Source organism: Allobosea sp. P4_H5, from assembly GCF_056400825.1.
In genome coordinates, this window is record NZ_JBFUKM010000003.1 from 249,911 (window position 1) to 265,742 (window position 15,832).

At 68.3% G+C, this 15,832-nt stretch carries 15 protein-coding genes; 13 read left to right on the plus strand and 2 right to left on the minus strand.

Annotated features, from left to right (window positions below):
- Window position 1: 1 nt before the first annotated feature.
- The 4 genes from AC1DS0_RS07715 (at window position 2) to AC1DS0_RS07730 (ending at window position 3,697) form a co-directional block, all read left to right on the plus strand.
- Entirely contained in the window at window positions 2-988 is a 987-nt protein-coding gene (locus AC1DS0_RS07715; RefSeq protein WP_476813785.1) for a thiamine pyrophosphate-dependent dehydrogenase E1 component subunit alpha, read from the plus strand.
- 2 nt (window positions 989-990) lie between these two features.
- Window positions 991-1,965, plus strand: coding sequence for an alpha-ketoacid dehydrogenase subunit beta (locus AC1DS0_RS07720; RefSeq protein ID WP_476813786.1), 975 nt, complete (start codon window positions 991-993; stop codon window positions 1,963-1,965).
- A 10-nt stretch (window positions 1,966-1,975) separates the two neighbouring features.
- Window positions 1,976-3,238, plus strand: a complete 1,263-nt coding sequence (locus tag AC1DS0_RS07725; RefSeq protein WP_476813787.1) for an acetoin dehydrogenase dihydrolipoyllysine-residue acetyltransferase subunit — start codon at window positions 1,976-1,978, stop codon at window positions 3,236-3,238.
- A 117-nt stretch (window positions 3,239-3,355) separates the two neighbouring features.
- Window positions 3,356-3,697 carry a hypothetical protein gene (locus tag AC1DS0_RS07730; RefSeq protein ID WP_476813788.1) on the plus strand — a complete coding sequence of 114 codons (342 nt, stop codon included), beginning with the start codon at window positions 3,356-3,358 and terminating at the stop codon, window positions 3,695-3,697.
- 18 nt (window positions 3,698-3,715) lie between these two features.
- Here the strand turns inward: AC1DS0_RS07730 and AC1DS0_RS07735 are convergent, their stop codons facing one another.
- The gene (locus AC1DS0_RS07735; protein WP_476813789.1) at window positions 3,716-4,333 is read right to left on the minus strand and encodes a TetR/AcrR family transcriptional regulator; all 618 of its coding nucleotides are present in this window, start codon (window positions 4,331-4,333) and stop codon (window positions 3,716-3,718) included.
- Window positions 4,334-4,441: 108 nt separating this feature from the next.
- Here AC1DS0_RS07735 and AC1DS0_RS07740 point away from each other — a divergent pair, with 108 nt between their 5' ends.
- The 9 genes from AC1DS0_RS07740 (at window position 4,442) to AC1DS0_RS07780 (ending at window position 15,128) form a co-directional block, all read left to right on the plus strand.
- Window positions 4,442-5,134: a PspA/IM30 family protein gene (locus AC1DS0_RS07740; protein ID WP_476813790.1), complete on the plus strand. Its 693-nt coding sequence runs from the start codon at window positions 4,442-4,444 to the stop codon at window positions 5,132-5,134.
- 38 nt (window positions 5,135-5,172) lie between these two features.
- Entirely contained in the window at window positions 5,173-5,451 is a 279-nt protein-coding gene (locus AC1DS0_RS07745) for a YiaA/YiaB family inner membrane protein (RefSeq protein WP_476813791.1), read from the plus strand.
- 116 nt (window positions 5,452-5,567) lie between these two features.
- Entirely contained in the window at window positions 5,568-8,975 is a 3,408-nt protein-coding gene (locus tag AC1DS0_RS07750) for an acyl-[ACP]--phospholipid O-acyltransferase (RefSeq protein ID WP_476813792.1), read from the plus strand.
- Complete coding sequence (locus tag AC1DS0_RS07755) at window positions 8,975-9,937, plus strand: hypothetical protein (RefSeq protein ID WP_476813793.1); 963 nt, start codon at window positions 8,975-8,977, stop codon at window positions 9,935-9,937. The genes AC1DS0_RS07750 and AC1DS0_RS07755 overlap by 1 nt, the downstream gene beginning before the upstream one ends.
- Window positions 9,934-10,815, plus strand: coding sequence for a HesA/MoeB/ThiF family protein (locus tag AC1DS0_RS07760; protein ID WP_476813794.1), 882 nt, complete (start codon window positions 9,934-9,936; stop codon window positions 10,813-10,815). Before AC1DS0_RS07755 ends, AC1DS0_RS07760 begins: the two co-directional genes overlap by 4 nt.
- Entirely contained in the window at window positions 10,812-12,032 is a 1,221-nt protein-coding gene (locus AC1DS0_RS07765) for a hypothetical protein (RefSeq protein WP_476813795.1), read from the plus strand. Before AC1DS0_RS07760 ends, AC1DS0_RS07765 begins: the two co-directional genes overlap by 4 nt.
- Window positions 12,029-13,144, plus strand: coding sequence for a GNAT family N-acetyltransferase (locus AC1DS0_RS07770; RefSeq protein ID WP_476813796.1), 1,116 nt, complete (start codon window positions 12,029-12,031; stop codon window positions 13,142-13,144). Before AC1DS0_RS07765 ends, AC1DS0_RS07770 begins: the two co-directional genes overlap by 4 nt.
- Window positions 13,145-13,146: 2 nt before the next feature.
- Window positions 13,147-14,142, plus strand: a complete 996-nt coding sequence (locus AC1DS0_RS07775; protein WP_476813797.1) for a hypothetical protein — start codon at window positions 13,147-13,149, stop codon at window positions 14,140-14,142.
- 77 nt (window positions 14,143-14,219) lie between these two features.
- Window positions 14,220-15,128: a polyphosphate kinase 2 family protein gene (locus AC1DS0_RS07780; RefSeq protein WP_476813798.1), complete on the plus strand. Its 909-nt coding sequence runs from the start codon at window positions 14,220-14,222 to the stop codon at window positions 15,126-15,128.
- A 3-nt stretch (window positions 15,129-15,131) separates the two neighbouring features.
- Here AC1DS0_RS07780 and AC1DS0_RS07785 read toward each other — a convergent pair whose 3' ends face one another.
- The gene (locus tag AC1DS0_RS07785; protein ID WP_476813799.1) at window positions 15,132-15,821 is read right to left on the minus strand and encodes a TetR/AcrR family transcriptional regulator; all 690 of its coding nucleotides are present in this window, start codon (window positions 15,819-15,821) and stop codon (window positions 15,132-15,134) included.
- Between the last annotated feature and the right edge of the window lie 11 nt (window positions 15,822-15,832).

A 15,832-nucleotide genomic window follows, 5' to 3' on the forward strand; every position in this document is an offset into this window, starting at 1 on the left:
GATGAGGAATTCACCGACGGTGGACGAGCAGCTCGGCATGCTCGGGCGGATGGTGGCGGTGCGCCATCTCGAGGAGCGTCTCGGCGAACTGCACAAGGCCGGCAAGACGCGCGGGCCGATCCATCGCTGCGACGGCCAGGAGGCGGTCGGCATCGGTGCGACCGCGATGCTGGACGACCAGGATCTCCTCACCAGCACCCATCGCGGCCATGCGCATTATATCGGCAAGGGCGTGGGCTTACATCCGATCGTCGCCGAGATCCTCGGTCGCGCCACCGGCGCCTGCGCCGGCCGGGCCGGGCACATGCTGATCGCCGATGTGAAGAAGGGCCTGCTCGGCGGCAACGCCATCGTCGGCGGCGGCATCCCGGCGGCGACGGGTTTCGCCGTCTCGCTGCAGATGAAGAATCGGGCCGATGGCGGCCAGCGCGTCGCCATGTGCATCTTCGGCGACGGCGCGGCACAGACCGGCATCTGCCATGAATCGATGAACCTCGCGGCGCTGTGGTCGCTGCCCGTCGTCTTCGTGCTGGAGCACAACCAGTACGGGCTGACCGCGCATCATTCGACGCAGTCCTCGGTGCCGGACCTGTCGGTGCGCGCGGCCGGCTATGGCATGCCGGGCGAGATCGTCGACGGCAACGACATCATGGCCGTCCACCGCGCCGTCGGCGCCGGGGTCGAGCGGGCCCGGCGCGGCGAGGGGCCCTCGCTGATCGAAGCCAAGACCTACCGCATGGTCGGCTTCTCGACGAGCGATGTCGGCGGCTACCAGACGGAGGAGGACCTGTCCCTCTGGCGCGAGCGCGACCCGATCGTGCGCGCGCTCGCCATGCTGGCCGACAGCGTTCCGGCCGAACGGCTCGACGCGGTCATGGCGGCGGCGCGCACCGAGGTCGATGCCGCCGTCGAGCAGGCCCTGAACGACCCGCTGCCCAGTTTCGCCGACCATGCGCCGAGCGCGCCCTATACCGTTGCGGGAGCCTGACCATGGCGATGATGCGTTATGCCGAGGCGCTGCGTTCGGCGCTGCGCGAGGAGATGCAGCGCGACCCTTCCGTCTGGCTGATGGGCGAGGACATCGCCGTTTATGGCGGCGTGTTCAAGGTCTCGAAGGACCTGATGGCGGAGTTCGGGCCGGAGCGCGTGCGCGACACCCCGATCTCCGAGCAGACGCTGACTGCGATGGCGGTGACAGCGGCGATGGCCGGCACCCGTCCGGTGCTCGAGATCATGTATGCCGACTTCCTGCCGCTCAGCATCGATGCGCTGATGAACCAAGCCTCGATCTACAACTATATCTGGAACGGTCAGGTCACGATGCCTTTCGTGCTGCGCACGCAAGGTGGCGGCGGAGCCGGCGCCGGCGCGCAGCATTCCAAGAGCCTGGACGCGCTCGTCGCCCATATCCCGGGCCTCAAAGTGGTCGCGCCGGCCACGGCGGCGGATGCCAAGGGCTTGCTCAAGGCGGCCATCCGCGACGACCATCCGGTGATCTTCCTGGAGCACAAGCTGCTCTACAACACGCGCGACGAGGTGCCGGACGGTGACCATCTCGTCGAGATCGGCAAGGCCCGCATCGCGCGGGCGGGCAGCGACGTCTCGATCATCGCCTCCTCGAAGATGGTGGTCGACGCGCTGAAGGCCGCCGACGAATTGGCGAAGGAGGGAATCTCCGCGGAGGTCGTCGATCTGCGCACGCTGCGCCCGCTCGACCGCGAGACGATCAAGGCTTCGATCGCCCGGACGCATCACGCCGTGGTGGTCAACGAGGGCTGGCGCTTCTGCGGCTATGCCGCCGAGCTCAGCGCGACGATCATGGAGAGCTGCTTCGACGAGCTCGATGCGCCGGTCGAGCGTGTCGCGACCCACGACATCCCGATTCCCTACAGCGAGCCGCTGGAAAGCACCGTCCTGCCCGATGCCGCCAAGATCGCGGTGGCGGCGCGCCGGGCCCTGGCCTGAGGGGGATGGCATGAGCCATGAGATCACGCTCGCCGGCGGCGCCGGCGAATACATGGAGAGCGCGACCGTCGTCTCCTGGTCGGCGAAGGTCGGCGACCTCGTCAAGGCGGGGGATGTCGTCGTCGTGGTCGAGACGGCCAAGGCCGCGACCGAAATCGAGGCCGGGCGCGACGGCGTCCTCGCCGCGATCCTCGCGCCTGAGGGCGCCGAAGTCGGCATCGGCGCGGTGCTCGGCCGCATCGCCGATAGCCTGGATGCGGCGCCGGACGCTGCTGCCGAGCCGGCGATGGCAGCCGTGCCCGACACGGTTCCGAACGCATCGGCTCGGGCCGAGCCAGCCAGTCGGCGTGTCAGCATCTCGCCGCTGGCCCGGCGACTGGCGCGCCAGGCCGGGCTTGATACGTCCAACATCGGCGGCACCGGGCCGGGCGGGCGGATCAAGAGCCGCGACATCGAGCGGGTTTTGCGTCAGCGGGCGGAAGCCGCTCCGCTGGCTGTATCGGCTGCCGCGATACCATCGCCTGCCGTGACAAAGATCAGCTCTGCCGTCCCCCTCGTGCTGATCCATGGCTTCGGTGCCAATGCCGCGGCCTGGAACATGGTGCGGCCGCATCTCGACGGGCGTTCGGTGCTGACGCCGGAGCTGCCCGGCCATGGCCGGGAACCTGCGTTGGAAACGCCATCGCTGGAGGCGCTCGCCGAGGCGGTGCTCGGCCAGATCGAGGCCAGCGGCGCGCGCGAGTGCGATCTCGTCGGGCATTCGCTCGGCGGGGCCGTCGCGGCGGTGCTGGCGGCGAACCAGTCGGTCCGGGTGCGCTCGCTGACGCTGATCGCGCCGGCGGGGCTTGGGCCTGAGATCGACGGGAGCTTCCTCGCCGGCTTCCTGTCGGCGCGGACGACGGAGAGCCTGGCGCCCTGGCTGGAGCGGCTCACGGCAGATCCCGGCCGGCTGCCGCGCGGCTATGCCCAGGCGGTGCTGCGCGAGCGCGAACGGTTTGGTGTCGGCGCAGCCCAGGCCGCGATCGCGCAACGGCTGTTTCCGGACGGGACGCAGGCGATCGGGATCGGCGCCGATCTCGACCGTTTCACTGGGCCGCTCAAGGTGATCTGGGGCCGAGGCGATCGCATCATCCCGCAAAAGCATCAGGACGAATTGCCTGGCCATGTCGCCTGCCACCGGCTCGGCTGCGTCGGGCACATGCCCTCTATCGAAGCTCCGGCCCTCGTGGCGCAGCTGATCATGCAGAACGTGCGCAGCGCCGAGGCGAGTTGACATGTGAACAGGCGCTGCAGCGAGGGGTGGGAGCGCTGTCATTCGGCATGATGCAATGGTAAGGCCCGGCGTCGGCCGATGCCGCAGGCCGGCCGGTATCCAGGACATTGCGAGGGCATGATGCAGCTGCTCAGGGGTGTGGTCACGTCTCTCGTCGTGATTTTGGGAACGGTCGTCGGCGTGGCCGCCGCCGAGCCCCTGCCCAAGCTCGCGGGCCAGGATTACGGCAAGGCGCGCGCCGCCCTGTTGCGTCAGGATTGGCAGCCGGTCACGCTGCCCGACGCCGATCGCTGCATGGCCAGCGACCAGCGCTGCGCCGGTCGGCCGGAAATGCATGCCTGCGCCGGGACGGGCCTGGCTCCGTGCATCTTCATCTGGCGTCGCAGGGCGACCACGATCGAGGTCGTGACCGAGGGCGAGGACCCGGTCGTGCGCCGCGTCCGGGTGCACAAGGACTGAGGACGCCGTCGCGAGGCCTCAGTCCGAGACGGCAAGCCCCCGACAGACCAGACGGACCAGGCCCTCGATCTGGCGGTCGAGATCGCGGCGCGGCACGGCGATCAACTTCTGCTCCAGTCCGATCGCGACGACGCCATGGACGGCGGAGAACAGGGTCCGGCTCATCAGCATGCGCTCCGCCTCGGCTCGATCCGGCAACAGCATGCTGAGCGGCTCGAGGATGTGCCGGAACAGCGTCATCTGCTCGCTCACCGCCCAGTCCGGCACCACTGCGCCTTCCGCCATGCGGTGCTCGAACAGGATACGCCAGAGCTGCAGGTTGTCGCGGGCAAAGGCGCAATAGGCGAGGGCGACCGCGACCAGCCTGTCGGCGGCGGCACCCGCGGAGGCCGGCGCGTCCTCGCGCTCGGCCGCGCTCAGCGCCGCATCGAGCCGTGCCAGCGTGCGCGAGCCGACGCGCAGGACGAGCTCGTCCATATCCGCGACGAGATTGTAGATCGCGCCGAGCGCGCAGCCGATCTCCTGCGCCAGTTCGCGCGCCTTCAGGCCGGCCAGGCCTCTCTCGGCGATGGCCTTCTCGGCTGCATCGATCAGCTGGGTTCGCTGCCGCTCGCGGCGCTCTGCCGTCGTGGTCATTCCGTCGATCTCAAATTTTGTGAACGATGTTCAAAATATTTCTTGAACGACGTTCAAGGCTGAGTTATGCATTGCTTCGTGAACATCGTTCATAGCAGGGAACAACCAATGCTCAAGATGTTTCTCACCTTCGTTCGCGGCAGTGCCGCCATTGCCGAGGAGCGCTTTGCCGATCGCAACGCGCTCCTCATCCTCGACCAGCAGATGCGCGATGCCGCTGGTACCTTCGAGCGTGCCAAGAAGGCGCTTGCGGTGGCGATCGCGCAGGACAGGCAGGAGAGCGAGCGGCTCGCCGCGAGCACTGCCCGCATCGCCGATCTGGAGAGCCGTGTCGCCGCCGCGCTCGCCGCGAGCGATGAGAGTCTCGCCCGCGAGGGCGCCGAAGCAATCGCGGCCCTCGAGGCCGACCGCGATGCGGCGGCGGGCGCGCAAGCGCTGTTCGCCGCCGAGATCGTCCGCCTGCGCCGCCATGTCGGCCAGGCCCAGGCGCGCATCGGCGAACTCGACCGCGGCCGGCGTCTCGCCCGCGCCTCGGAGGCGGTGCGCCAGATGCGGCAGGGCCGGATCGAGAGCGGCCCTGCCTATGAATCGACGCTCGCCGAGGCCGAGCAGACGCTGAAGCGCCTGCGCGAGCGCCAGGTCGAGGCCGAGGCTGCCGAGACTGCGCTCGACGAACTCGATGGCGCGGCTGCCGCCTCCGTCACCGAGAAGCTCGCCGCCAAGGGCTTCGGCCCGCGTCTGCGGACCACCGCCGATGACGTGCTGGAGCGGCTGCGCAGCCGGCAGCTCCAGGCGAATTGACCTCTTTCATCTGCAAACGCACCCGACGGGAGACAACGATGAACCAGAATGTACAGCCCCATAGCGGCGCCTGGGTCAGCTTCACCTACGCCTCTTTCTTCGTTGCCGCGGCCATGGTCGGCGCCGGCGTCCTGTTCCTGCCGCTCGACTGGTGGGCGAAGGGCTACCTCGCCATGGGCTGCGTGATGCTCGTCCAGTCCTGCATCACCATGACCAAGACGGTGCGCGACATGCACGAAGCCTCGAAGCTGGTGAACCGGATCGAGGACGCCCGTACCGAGCGCCTGCTGATGGATGTCGGCAAGCCGGCTCTGTGAGCTTTGGCGCTCCGGCCGCAAGTCCCGCTTAACCGCAAATCGAGATCGGCCGGCGCAGGCAAGAGTTGCTAAAGCCCGGCCGATGCAACCTCACCGTCCCTTCCCGTGAGATCGCCATGATCGACACATTGATGCTGAAGCGGCGCTTCGCCCCGCTGTTCTGGGCGCAGTTCTTCTCCGCCTTCAACGATAATTTCCTCAAGAACGCGCTGGTCTTCATCATCCTCTACAAGCTCGCCGGCTCACATGGCGAAGCGCTGGTGACCCTGGCGGGCGGGCTCTTCATCGCGCCCTTCTTCCTGCTTTCGGGGGTCGGCGGCCAGATGGCCGACCGCTTCGACAAGGCGATGATGGCGCAGCGGCTGAAGCTCGCCGAGATCGGCGCGGCGGCGGTCGCGGTCCTCGGCTTCACCTTGCATTCCGTGCCGGTGCTGTTCGTCGCGCTGTTCCTGTTCGGCGTGATCGCGGCGCTGTTCGGCCCGATCAAATACGGTATCCTGCCCGACCATCTGAAGCGCGAGGAATTGCCGGCCGGCAATGCGCTGATCGAGGGCGCGACCTTCATCGCGATCCTGCTCGGCACGATCGCCGGCGGCCTGACGGCGCGCGAAGGCGGCGATGCCGCGCAGCTCAGCCTGCTGATCCTGGTGTTCGCGCTGGCCTGCTGGGTTGCGACGCTGTTCATCCCGAAGACCGGGCCGTCGGCGCCCGACCTCGTGATCGACCGCAACATCCTGCGCTCGACCCGCGACCTGCTCAGGGATCTCTGGGGCGACGCCCGGCTGTGGCGCACCGGCGTCATGGTCTCGCTGTTCTGGCTGATCGGCGCGGTGGTGATGTCGCTTTTGCCCTCGCTGGTGAAGAACGGCATGGGCGGCACTGAGATGGTGGTCTCGACCTATCTCGGCATCTTTGCCATCGCGATCGCGGTCGGCTCCGGCATCGGCTCCTTCCTGTCGAGCGGACGCATCGTGCTGCTGCCGGTGCCGGTCGCAGGCGTGGTGATGGGCCTGTTCGCGCTCGATCTCGGCTGGGCCGTCTCTGGCGTCGTCGCGCATCAGCCGGCGCAGGATATCGGCGCCTTCTTCTCAGGCCCCTCCGCCTGGCGTGTCGGCATCGACCTCGCCGGCCTCGCCATCGCCGGCGGCGTTTTCGTCGTGCCGTCCTTCGCGGCGGCGCAGGCCTGGGCCCCGGCCGAGAAGCGCGCCCGCATCGTCGCCGCCGTCAACGTGCTCTCGGCCGCCTTCATGGTCGCCGGCGCCATCGTGGTCGCGCTGCTGCAGGCGGCGGGCCTGACGCTCAGCCACCTCTTCCTTCTGATTGGCGTGCTGACCATCGCGGCATCCGTCTGGATCCTGCGGACGCTGCCGACCAATCCGCTCAGCGACTTTCTCTCGATCCTGTTCCGCGCCTTCTACCGGGTCGAGGTCACCGGCCGCGAGAACATCGCCAAGGCCGGCGGCAACGCCATCATCGCGCTGAACCACGTCTCCTTCCTCGATGCGGCGCTGGCACTCTCGATCCTCGACAAGGAGCCGGTCTTCGCCATCGACCACGGCATCGCCCAGCGCTGGTGGGTGAAGCCCTTCCTGAAGCTGACCCGCGCCATGCCGCTCGATCCGGCGCGGCCTCTGGCGACGCGCTCGCTGATCAACGCCGTGAAGAACGGCGAGAACCTGGTGATCTTCCCGGAAGGGCGCCTCACCGTCACCGGCAGCCTGATGAAGGTCTATGACGGCGTCGGCATGATCGCCGAGAAGTCCGGGGCGAAGGTCGTACCGGTGCGGATCGAGGGGCTGGAGGCGACGATCTTCTCGCGCCTGACCCGCGAGCAAGTGCGCCGGCGCTGGTTCCCCAAGGTGCGCGTCACCGTGCTGGAGCCGGTCTCGCTGACGGTGGCCGAGGAGCTGAAGGGCAAGCCGCGGCGCCAGGCGGCGGGCGCGGCGCTCTACCAGATCATGTCCGACCTGATCTTCAAGACCACCGATATCGACCGAAGCGTCTTCGAGGCGGTCGCCGAGGCGGCGAAGCTCAACGGCAAGGGCCGCGTCGCGGTCGAGGACCCGATCACGGGCAGCCTGACCTACAAGCGCCTGCTGATCGGCGCCGAGGTACTCGGCCGCAAGCTGATGCCGCTGGCCGGCAAGGGCGAAGCGATCGGCGTGATGCTGCCCAACGCCAATGGCGCGGCGGTGACGCTGCTCGGCCTGATGTCGGCGGCGCGCGTGCCGGCGATGATCAACTTCACCGCCGGCGCGAGCAATATCGCTGCAGCCTGCAAGGCGGCGCAGGTGAAGACCATCGTCACCTCGCGCGCCTTCGTCGAGAAGGGCCGGATGGGGCCGCTGATCGAGGCTCTGCAGACCGATGTCCGCATCGTCTATCTTGAGGACGTGCGCGCCACCGTCTCGACCGGCGACAAGCTTTGGGCGATCTGGCACCACGGCACCCCGATAGAAGAGGCCAAAGGCTCGGATCGCGCCGCGATCCTGTTCACCTCGGGCTCGGAGGGGGCACCCAAGGGCGTGGTGCTCTCGCACCGGAACATGCTGGCCAATGCGGCGCAGGCCGCGGCGCGCATCGATTTCGGCCGGCGCGACAAGGTCTTCAACGTGCTGCCGGTCTTCCACTCCTTCGGCCTGACGGCGGGGCTCGTCCTGCCGCTGGTCTCGGGTGTGCCGGTCTATCTCTACCCCTCGCCGCTGCACTATCGGATGGTGCCGGAGCTGGTCTATGGCTGCAACGCCACCATCCTGTTCGGCACCGACACCTTCCTCACCGGCTATGCCCGCGCCGCGCACCCCTACGACCTGCGCTCGCTGCGTTACATCGTGGCCGGCGCCGAGCCGGTGAAGGACACGACGCGGCGGACCTATGCCGAGAAGTTCGGCCTGCGCATCCTCGAAGGCTATGGCGTGACCGAGACCGCGCCGGTGCTGGCGCTGAACACACCGATGTTCAACCGCTTCGGCACGGTCGGCCGGATCATGCCCGGCATGGAGGCCAGGCTCGAGCCGATGCCGGGCGTCGAGGAGGGCGGCCGGCTGCATGTGAGTGGCCCGAACATCATGCTGGGCTATCTCAAGTCCGAGAACCCGGGCGTGCTCGAGCCGCCACTGGGCGGCTGGCACGACACCGGCGACATCGTCGTGATCGACAAGGACGGCTTCGTCACCATCAAGGGCCGCGCCAAGCGCTTCGCCAAGATCGCCGGCGAGATGGTCTCGCTCGCCGCGGTCGAGGCGCTCGCCGCCGAATGCTGGCCTGGCGTGCTCTCCGGCGTCGCCAGCCTGCCCGATGCCCGCAAGGGCGAGCGGCTGGTGCTGGTGACGCAGCAGAAGGAGGCGACGCGCGCCGCCTTCCAGGCCTTCGCCAAGGGCAAGGGCGCCGCGGACCTGATGATCCCGGCCGAGGTGATGGTGGTGCCGGCCGTACCGGTGCTCGGTTCCGGCAAGCTCGACTTCGCCGGCATCACCAGGCTGGTGAAGGAGCGCAGCCAGGCTCCCGCCACGGCGGTGGCTTGATGCTCGGCTTCTGGCTGAAGGCGCTGCGGCGACCGACGCTTGACCTCTCGCTTGCGACCGCGCCGGGCCTGACGACGCGGATCATCGAGCGGCCGGGCGTGGTGCTCGACGACGCCGAACTCGCGGCGCTGGTCGGGCAGCTGCGCACGGTGGCGGGGCGGACGCTGGCGCAGGGCGCGCTGACCTATGGTGTCTTCTCCGGCGAGCGCGAGCGCCTGAGCCAGAGCATCGTCACCCTGATCAGCGAGACGGCGACCGGGCGGCCGGTCGCCTTCAACGCCCTGGCGCAGATGCAGCTCTCGCTGAACGGTGAGCCGGAGCAGGTCACGCATCTCGGCCTCGTCATGGTCGATCCGGAGGTGCGCGGGCGCGGGCTGTCCTGGGTGCTCTACGGCCTGACCGTGCTGGTGCTGTTCGTGCGCGGCGGCCTCAGGCCACGCTGGATCTCGAACGTGACGCAGGTTCCGAGCGTGGTCGGCATGGTCTGCGAGACCTTCTCAGACGTCTATCCCTCGCCGGATGCCGGCAGCCGCCAGAGCTTTGCGCATCTCTCGCTCGCCCGGCAGATCATGCGCGGGCACCGCCATGTCTTCGGCGTGGGGGAAGAGGCCGGCTTCGAGGAGGCGCGCTCGATCATCACCGACGCCTATACCGGCGGCTCGGACGATCTGAAGAAGGGCTTCGCGCAGGCAACGCAGCACCGCGATCCCAGCTACAACGATTTTTGCCGGGATGCGCTGAACTACGAGCGCGGCGACGACGTGCTCCAGCTCGGCCGTATGGATCTTGCGGCGGCACGGCGCTACCTGCTCGGGCAGGTCCCGCGCTCGTCCTTGCCTGGCCTCGTCGGGGCCTCTGCCTTCCTCCTGCTGCAGAGGCTTGTGCTGCCATTGCTGCACTGGCTCGACGACGGCAGGCGTTTCGGCACATTGCGTCCACGCGCCGCGAGGACGAAGCCATGATTCCCGGATTCAGCTACGAGCTCTTCACCACCCGCAATATCGGCTTCGTCACGGAAGTCGAGCAGGCAAGGCTGCGGCAGGCGACGGTCTTCGTCTGCGGCGTCGGAGGCATGGGCGGAGCCGCCTTCATGGCGCTGGTCCGGGCCGGTGTCGGCCGCTTCGTCATCGCCGATATCGACGTCTTCGAGGTCTCGAACCTGAACCGCCAGGTCTTCGCCAATGCCGGCACGGTCGGCCAGTCCAAGGCCGAGGCCGCGGCCGAGGCGGCGCGCGCGATCAATCCGGAGATCGAGATCGAGGTGCTCGGCGCCGAATGGGCGGAGCGCCTGCCGGAGATCGCGGGACGCTGCAAGGTGATCGTCAACGGCATGGACGATATTGCCGCCGGCCTGCACCTCTACCGTACGGCGAAAACGGCGGGCGCCAGCGTGATCGATGCCTATATGGCCCCGCTTCCCTCGGTGATCGTGGTCCGGCCGGAGGATCCGCGCCCGGAAGAGCGGCTCGGCTTCCCGACCCTCGGCAAGGATTGGCGCACGCTCGGTGAGGACGACAAGCGCGCGGCGATGCTGTGCGAGGTCACGCATGTGATGCTGCATTCGCGCTCGCGCCATCATGTCGACCTCACTATTGCCGGCGAGGTCGCGGCAGGCCGGCGCAGCCGCATGTCCTTCGCGCCGATGGTGATCACCACCGGCATGATGATGGCCTATGAGGCGATCGCGCTCGTGCTGGGCAAGCGCACCGGCACCGATTGCCGCGGCTGGTTCTTCAACCCCTATCGGCCGGCCGTCGAACGGCCTTTGCTGGCGCCGGTCGCGGCACTGCTGAAGCCTTTCGTGGTGCGGGCGCTCAAGCAGATGGTGGCCGGGCCATGAATGGCGGCTTCGCCAACCCTGCCTTGGTCGCCGATTCCATCGTCGACATCTGCGGCGCGCTCGGGCTCGCCGTCGCCATGCTGACCTTGCGCCGGCGCGATCCGCGCGGGGCGCTGACGACCCGCTTCCTCGTGGCGATGGGGCTCGTCGCCGCGCTCTTCCTGCTGCGCGGCCTCGGCTGGTGGAGCGGCAGCGTTTTGCTCGAGCGACTGGCGCTCGCGTGCGCCGCGCTGTTCCCGCTGGGGGCGTTGATCGTCACCGAGGGCATGCTGCGCCGGCATGCGCCGCGCGTCGGCAAGATCGCCGTGCTCGCCGGCTCGGGCCTGCTCATGCTCGGCAGCCTCATCGGCCTCGCCGATCATCCCTGGGCCTATGACCTGACATTGGCCGGCTTTCAGTTCGTCACGGTTGCCTTCTGCGGCGTGCTGCTGTTCAAGCGCGATCCGGCTTCGCTGACCGAAGCGGAGAATACGAGCGTCTGGCGGCTCGGACTCTGCGCCTTCCTGATCCTGCCCTTCGCGCTCAGCGATTTCCGGGGGCTGCTGCCGGACATGCCGGTCCGGCTTGGCGGCGTCGGGGCTCTGCTGCTGGTCTCGATTGTGCTCGTGACCGGCGGCGCGGCGCCGACGCGCCGGCAGGGCTTCTTCCTGCTTGGTCTGCGTATTGCCGCGGCCTTGCTGCTCGGCGCGGCCGCTGCGCATGTCACCCCTGGCGCCGACCTCGCCCATGGCGTCAGGCTCTGCGCCGTGGCGCTCGCCGGCGTGCTCGCAATTGCGCTCGCGGTCGATGCGCTGTCGAGTTCCTTCGATGCGGCAGCGCCCGGCGTCCTTGGCTCGCTCGCCCGTTCGCGGGCGGAGACGCGGGAGGCGCTGATCGCCCAGCTGGCCGGGCATCCGCTGTTCAGCAGCGCTCGGCGGCTCGGCGAGGCGGAGCTCGGCGATTACGACCCCGCCATCCTGAAGCCGGCGCTGCGCGAGATCGGCGTGCTGCATGCCTCCGGGCGAAGCTGGCCCTGGCCGCCGACCGAGCCGGCCGCAGAACGGCTTGCTGCCCTGATGGCGGCCCATTCCGCCAGCCATCTGCTCGTGCTCGGCGAGGAGCCGCTCGACCTGCTGCTGGTCACCGTGTCGGTGGTGTCGGACGATCCTGCGACCGAGACGGCGCTGGCGCTGGTGCGCCGGCTCCTGGCGAGCGCACCGAGCAAGGTCCCGGCATGATCGAGATCACCAGCAACGACCGCAAGGCCGCCTTCGCCGTCACCGCCGAGGTCTATCCGGTGGACAGCCCGTATGTGCCGCCGATGTGGTCCGATTTCGACCGCATGCTCGATCCCGCGCGCAATCCGCTGGTCAAGGACGGGCATGGCCGTTTCGAGCTGTTCACGGCGCTGAGAGACGGGCGACCGCTCGGACGCATCGTCGCTGCGATCCACGACACCTCGAATGCGCGCCATGGCACGGCCCGGGCCCAGTTCGGCTATTTCGACTGCGCCGATGATGCCGAAATCGCTTCGGCCCTGCTCGGCGCCGCCGAGAATTGGGCGCGTGAGCGGGGCATGGCGGAGCTCGTCGGCAACTTCAACCTGACCGCGATGCAGCAGGCCGGCGTCGTCACCGGCGGCTTCGAGAACGCGCCCTTCACCGACATGATCTTCAGCCCGCCGCATGTCGCGCGGCTGCTCGAAGCGAACGGCTATGGCTCGACCTTCCCGATGACCACCTTCCGGATCGCGCTCGCCGAGGTCGACCCTTCCGGACTGCTCGGCGACAAGCAAAAGGCGATCCTCGCCGATCCCGATTATCACTGGATGCCGATCGACCGCCGGCATTTTGCCGAGCGACTGGAAGAGTCGCGTCTCATCCTCAATGACGGCTTCGACGCCAATCCGATGTTCGTGCCGCCCACGGCGGCAGAATACCGCTTCCAGGCCGGCGACATGATGTGGGTGATCGACAAGCGCATCTCGACCGTGGTGCACCACAAGGGCGAGCCGGTCGGCGCGATCATCGCGATCCCCGATCTCAACCCGCTGGTGAAGGCGGCCGGCGGGCGGATCGGCCTGAGCTTCCCCTTGCGCTTCCTCTGGCATCGCTGGACCAACCGGCGCGCCGTCATCGTCTACCAGTCGGTCAATCGCGCCTTCCATAATCGCGGGCTCAACGGCGCCATGCTCTACAAGGTGACGAGCGCGCTGAAGGCGGCCGGCTATGACGAGCTCGGCGGCACCTGGATCGCCGACGTCAACGGGCCGAGTCTGCGGCAAGCCGAGAAAGCGGGGGCGAAGCCGCTGCACCGGCTGCACCTCTTCGCCAAGAGCTTGCGGGGCTAACGATGATGCTCGACCGGGCCCTGCTCGAAGATCTCATCGCCGAGGTTCGCCTCGCGCCGAGCGTTCACAATATCCAGCCCACGCGCTGGCGGCTCATCGGCAGCGATGCGCTGCTTGTGCTGGCGGACGTCGAGCGACGCCTGCCGGCGGCCGATCCCTCGGGGCACGACGTCAGGCTCTCGCATGGTGCCGCGATCGAGGGGCTGTCGCTGGCGCTTGGCCGACGCGGGCTGAGGATCGCGAAGGTCGAACCGCTGGTCGACGCCGCGGCGTCGGACGGCTTGCAGCCGGTCGCGCGCATCGCCGTCGCGGCGGGCGGCGAACCTGATGGGCTGGCGGACTTCGTCCCTGCCCGGACGAGCTGGCGCGGTGGTTTCCGGCCCCTCGATGCCGCAGGCGAGGCGGCGCTCCATATGTATTCCGCCATGGTCGATGATGTGCAGCTGGTCCGCGACGTGGACAGCATCGACGCGATCGCGCGGCTCGCCGACGAGGCCGGTTTCCATTTCCTCCGCGACGACGCCCATCGCGCCGAATTGCTGCACTGGATGCGGCTGTCGCGATCCGACCCGGCATACCAGCGCGACGGGCTCAGCGCCGAGGCGATGGCGATGCCGGGCGTGGTCGCGCTCGGGACCAGGCTGGTACTCGGCCCGCTGTTTCCGTCGCTGCGTCGGCTGGGTCTTGCTGCGACGCTGGTGAGCGAACGCGGCAAATTCGCGAACTCCGCCGTCGCGCTCTTCCACCGGCCGGATGGCGAGGACTCGCGCGTGACCGGGCGCGCCTTCTACCGCGCCTGGCTGATGATGACGGCGCAGGGGCTCGCCGCCTGCCCGGTCTCGGTGCTGGCTGACTGGCCGGCGAGCAACCGGCGGCTTGTCGAAAAACACGGCGTTCCGGCCGGCCGCCGCCTGGTTAATGTCTTCAAGCTCGGGCTGGCGGCGGGGACGCCTCCATCAGTGCGGGCCAGGCTGCCGGTCGCGGAGCTGATCGCCTGATCGCGGCCTGTAAGGCTGGACAATCGGTGACGAGGCGACAGACTGAACAGAGTTCTTTCAGCGAGGAGATGCCAGGCATGCTGCCGGACGAGATGGTCAAGCGCTTCAGGGTCACGGATGGCGACGACTTCAAGCTGAAGCGCTTCGACCCCGGCGAAACCTGCGGCCTCGATCTCGACAAGGACGGTGCGCGCGATCTGCTGCAGACCGGCGTCAGGCGCCTGCGCGAGCTGCAGGAGCGGCTCTTCGCCGAACGGCGCTGGTCGGTGCTGATCGTGCTGCAGGCGATCGACACCGCCGGCAAGGACGGGACGATCGAGCACGTCATGTCCGGGGTCAATCCGCAGGGCTGCGAGGTTACCTCCTTCAAGGCGCCGAGCTCGCTAGAGCTGCGCCATGATTTCCTCTGGCGCACCGCCTGCGCGCTGCCGGAGCGCGGCGAGATCGGCATCTTCAACCGCTCCTATTACGAGGAGGTGCTGGTCGTGCGCGTGCATGAGGAACTGCTGCGCAAGCAGGGCCTGCCGCCCAAGCTGATCGGCAAGCAGGTCTGGCGCGATCGCTTCGAGAGCATCCGCGATTTCGAGAAGCATCTGGCCCGCAACGGCACGGTGGTCCTCAAGTTCTTCCTCAATCTGTCGAAGGACGAGCAGCGCCGGCGCCTGCTGTCGCGGATCGACGAGGCCGACAAGAACTGGAAGTTCGATGCGGGCGATCTCGCCGAACGCAAGCATTGGGACGACTATCAGGGCGCCTATCAGGACGCGATCGCCGAGACGGCGACCAAGCACGCACCCTGGCATGTCGTTCCCGCCGACAACAAATGGTTCACCCGGCTGATCGTCGCGGCGGCGATCGTCAACCGGCTGGAAAAGCTCGATCCGCAGTTCCCCGTGGTCGACGACGAGGCCCGCAAGGTCATGGCCAAGGCGCGGAAGGAACTGCTGGCCGAGGATGGTGGGCGCAAGCGCCGCGGCGGGGGCTAATCGTTACCCCGGGGCAGGGGAGGCGTCGTCGCTGCGGACATAGCGCCAGAGCACCTCGGCGATCTGCGCCCGCTGGCGGGCCTTCGCCTCGGGTGAGGACATGTCCCAGTGGAACTGGGCCTCGAAAGTATGGCGGTTCGCCACCGAAAAAATCGACAGGGCGTTCAGCGTGGCATGGAGTGCGTGGGCATCGATCTCCAGCCTGATCGCGCCGAGGTCCTTGCCCTTGGCGAGCACGCGTTCGATCTGGCCGATGATCGGCCGTGTCATCTGCTGGAGCGTCTCGCTGCTGGCGACATGCCGGCCGCGGTGGATATTCTCGATCGCGACCAGCCGGACGAATTCCGGATTGGCCTGATGGAAGTCGAAGGTGAATTCGGCGAGCCGGCGGATCGCCGCCTCCGGTTCGAGAGTCTCGAGATGCAGGCTCTCCTCCGCCTGGCGCATCCTGCCATAGGCCATCTCCAGCACGGCGATGAAGAGCTCTTCCTTCGAGTTGAAGTAGTAGAAGATCAGCCGCTTGGTGATCCCGGCCCGCGCGGCGATCGCGTCGGCATTGGCGCCGAGCAGCCCGTTCTCGGCGAACTCCTCGAAAGCGATCTGCAGGATCTCGGCCTTGGTCTTCTCGCGATCCCGGCGGCGGACCTTGGCCGGTTTTTCGCCCGCCGGCGTCTGCGTGGTCACTGCCTTCATTCCGCGATCCC

Bases quoted from the DNA above. Each gene is read 5' to 3' on its own strand.
- AC1DS0_RS07715 (WP_476813785.1), top strand. From the start codon at position 2: ATGAGGAATTCACCGACGGTGGACGAGCAGCTCGGCATGCTCGGGCGG.
- AC1DS0_RS07720 (WP_476813786.1), top strand. From the start codon at position 991: ATGGCGATGATGCGTTATGCCGAGGCGCTGCGTTCGGCGCTGCGCGAG.
- AC1DS0_RS07725 (WP_476813787.1), top strand. From the start codon at position 1,976: ATGAGCCATGAGATCACGCTCGCCGGCGGCGCCGGCGAATACATGGAG.
- AC1DS0_RS07730 (WP_476813788.1), top strand. From the start codon at position 3,356: ATGATGCAGCTGCTCAGGGGTGTGGTCACGTCTCTCGTCGTGATTTTG.
- AC1DS0_RS07735 (WP_476813789.1), bottom strand. From the start codon at position 4,333: ATGACCACGACGGCAGAGCGCCGCGAGCGGCAGCGAACCCAGCTGATC.
- AC1DS0_RS07740 (WP_476813790.1), top strand. From the start codon at position 4,442: ATGCTCAAGATGTTTCTCACCTTCGTTCGCGGCAGTGCCGCCATTGCC.
- AC1DS0_RS07745 (WP_476813791.1), top strand. From the start codon at position 5,173: ATGAACCAGAATGTACAGCCCCATAGCGGCGCCTGGGTCAGCTTCACC.
- AC1DS0_RS07750 (WP_476813792.1), top strand. From the start codon at position 5,568: ATGATCGACACATTGATGCTGAAGCGGCGCTTCGCCCCGCTGTTCTGG.
- AC1DS0_RS07755 (WP_476813793.1), top strand. From the start codon at position 8,975: ATGCTCGGCTTCTGGCTGAAGGCGCTGCGGCGACCGACGCTTGACCTC.
- AC1DS0_RS07760 (WP_476813794.1), top strand. From the start codon at position 9,934: ATGATTCCCGGATTCAGCTACGAGCTCTTCACCACCCGCAATATCGGC.
- AC1DS0_RS07765 (WP_476813795.1), top strand. From the start codon at position 10,812: ATGAATGGCGGCTTCGCCAACCCTGCCTTGGTCGCCGATTCCATCGTC.
- AC1DS0_RS07770 (WP_476813796.1), top strand. From the start codon at position 12,029: ATGATCGAGATCACCAGCAACGACCGCAAGGCCGCCTTCGCCGTCACC.
- AC1DS0_RS07775 (WP_476813797.1), top strand. From the start codon at position 13,147: ATGATGCTCGACCGGGCCCTGCTCGAAGATCTCATCGCCGAGGTTCGC.
- AC1DS0_RS07780 (WP_476813798.1), top strand. From the start codon at position 14,220: ATGCTGCCGGACGAGATGGTCAAGCGCTTCAGGGTCACGGATGGCGAC.
- AC1DS0_RS07785 (WP_476813799.1), bottom strand. From the start codon at position 15,821: ATGAAGGCAGTGACCACGCAGACGCCGGCGGGCGAAAAACCGGCCAAG.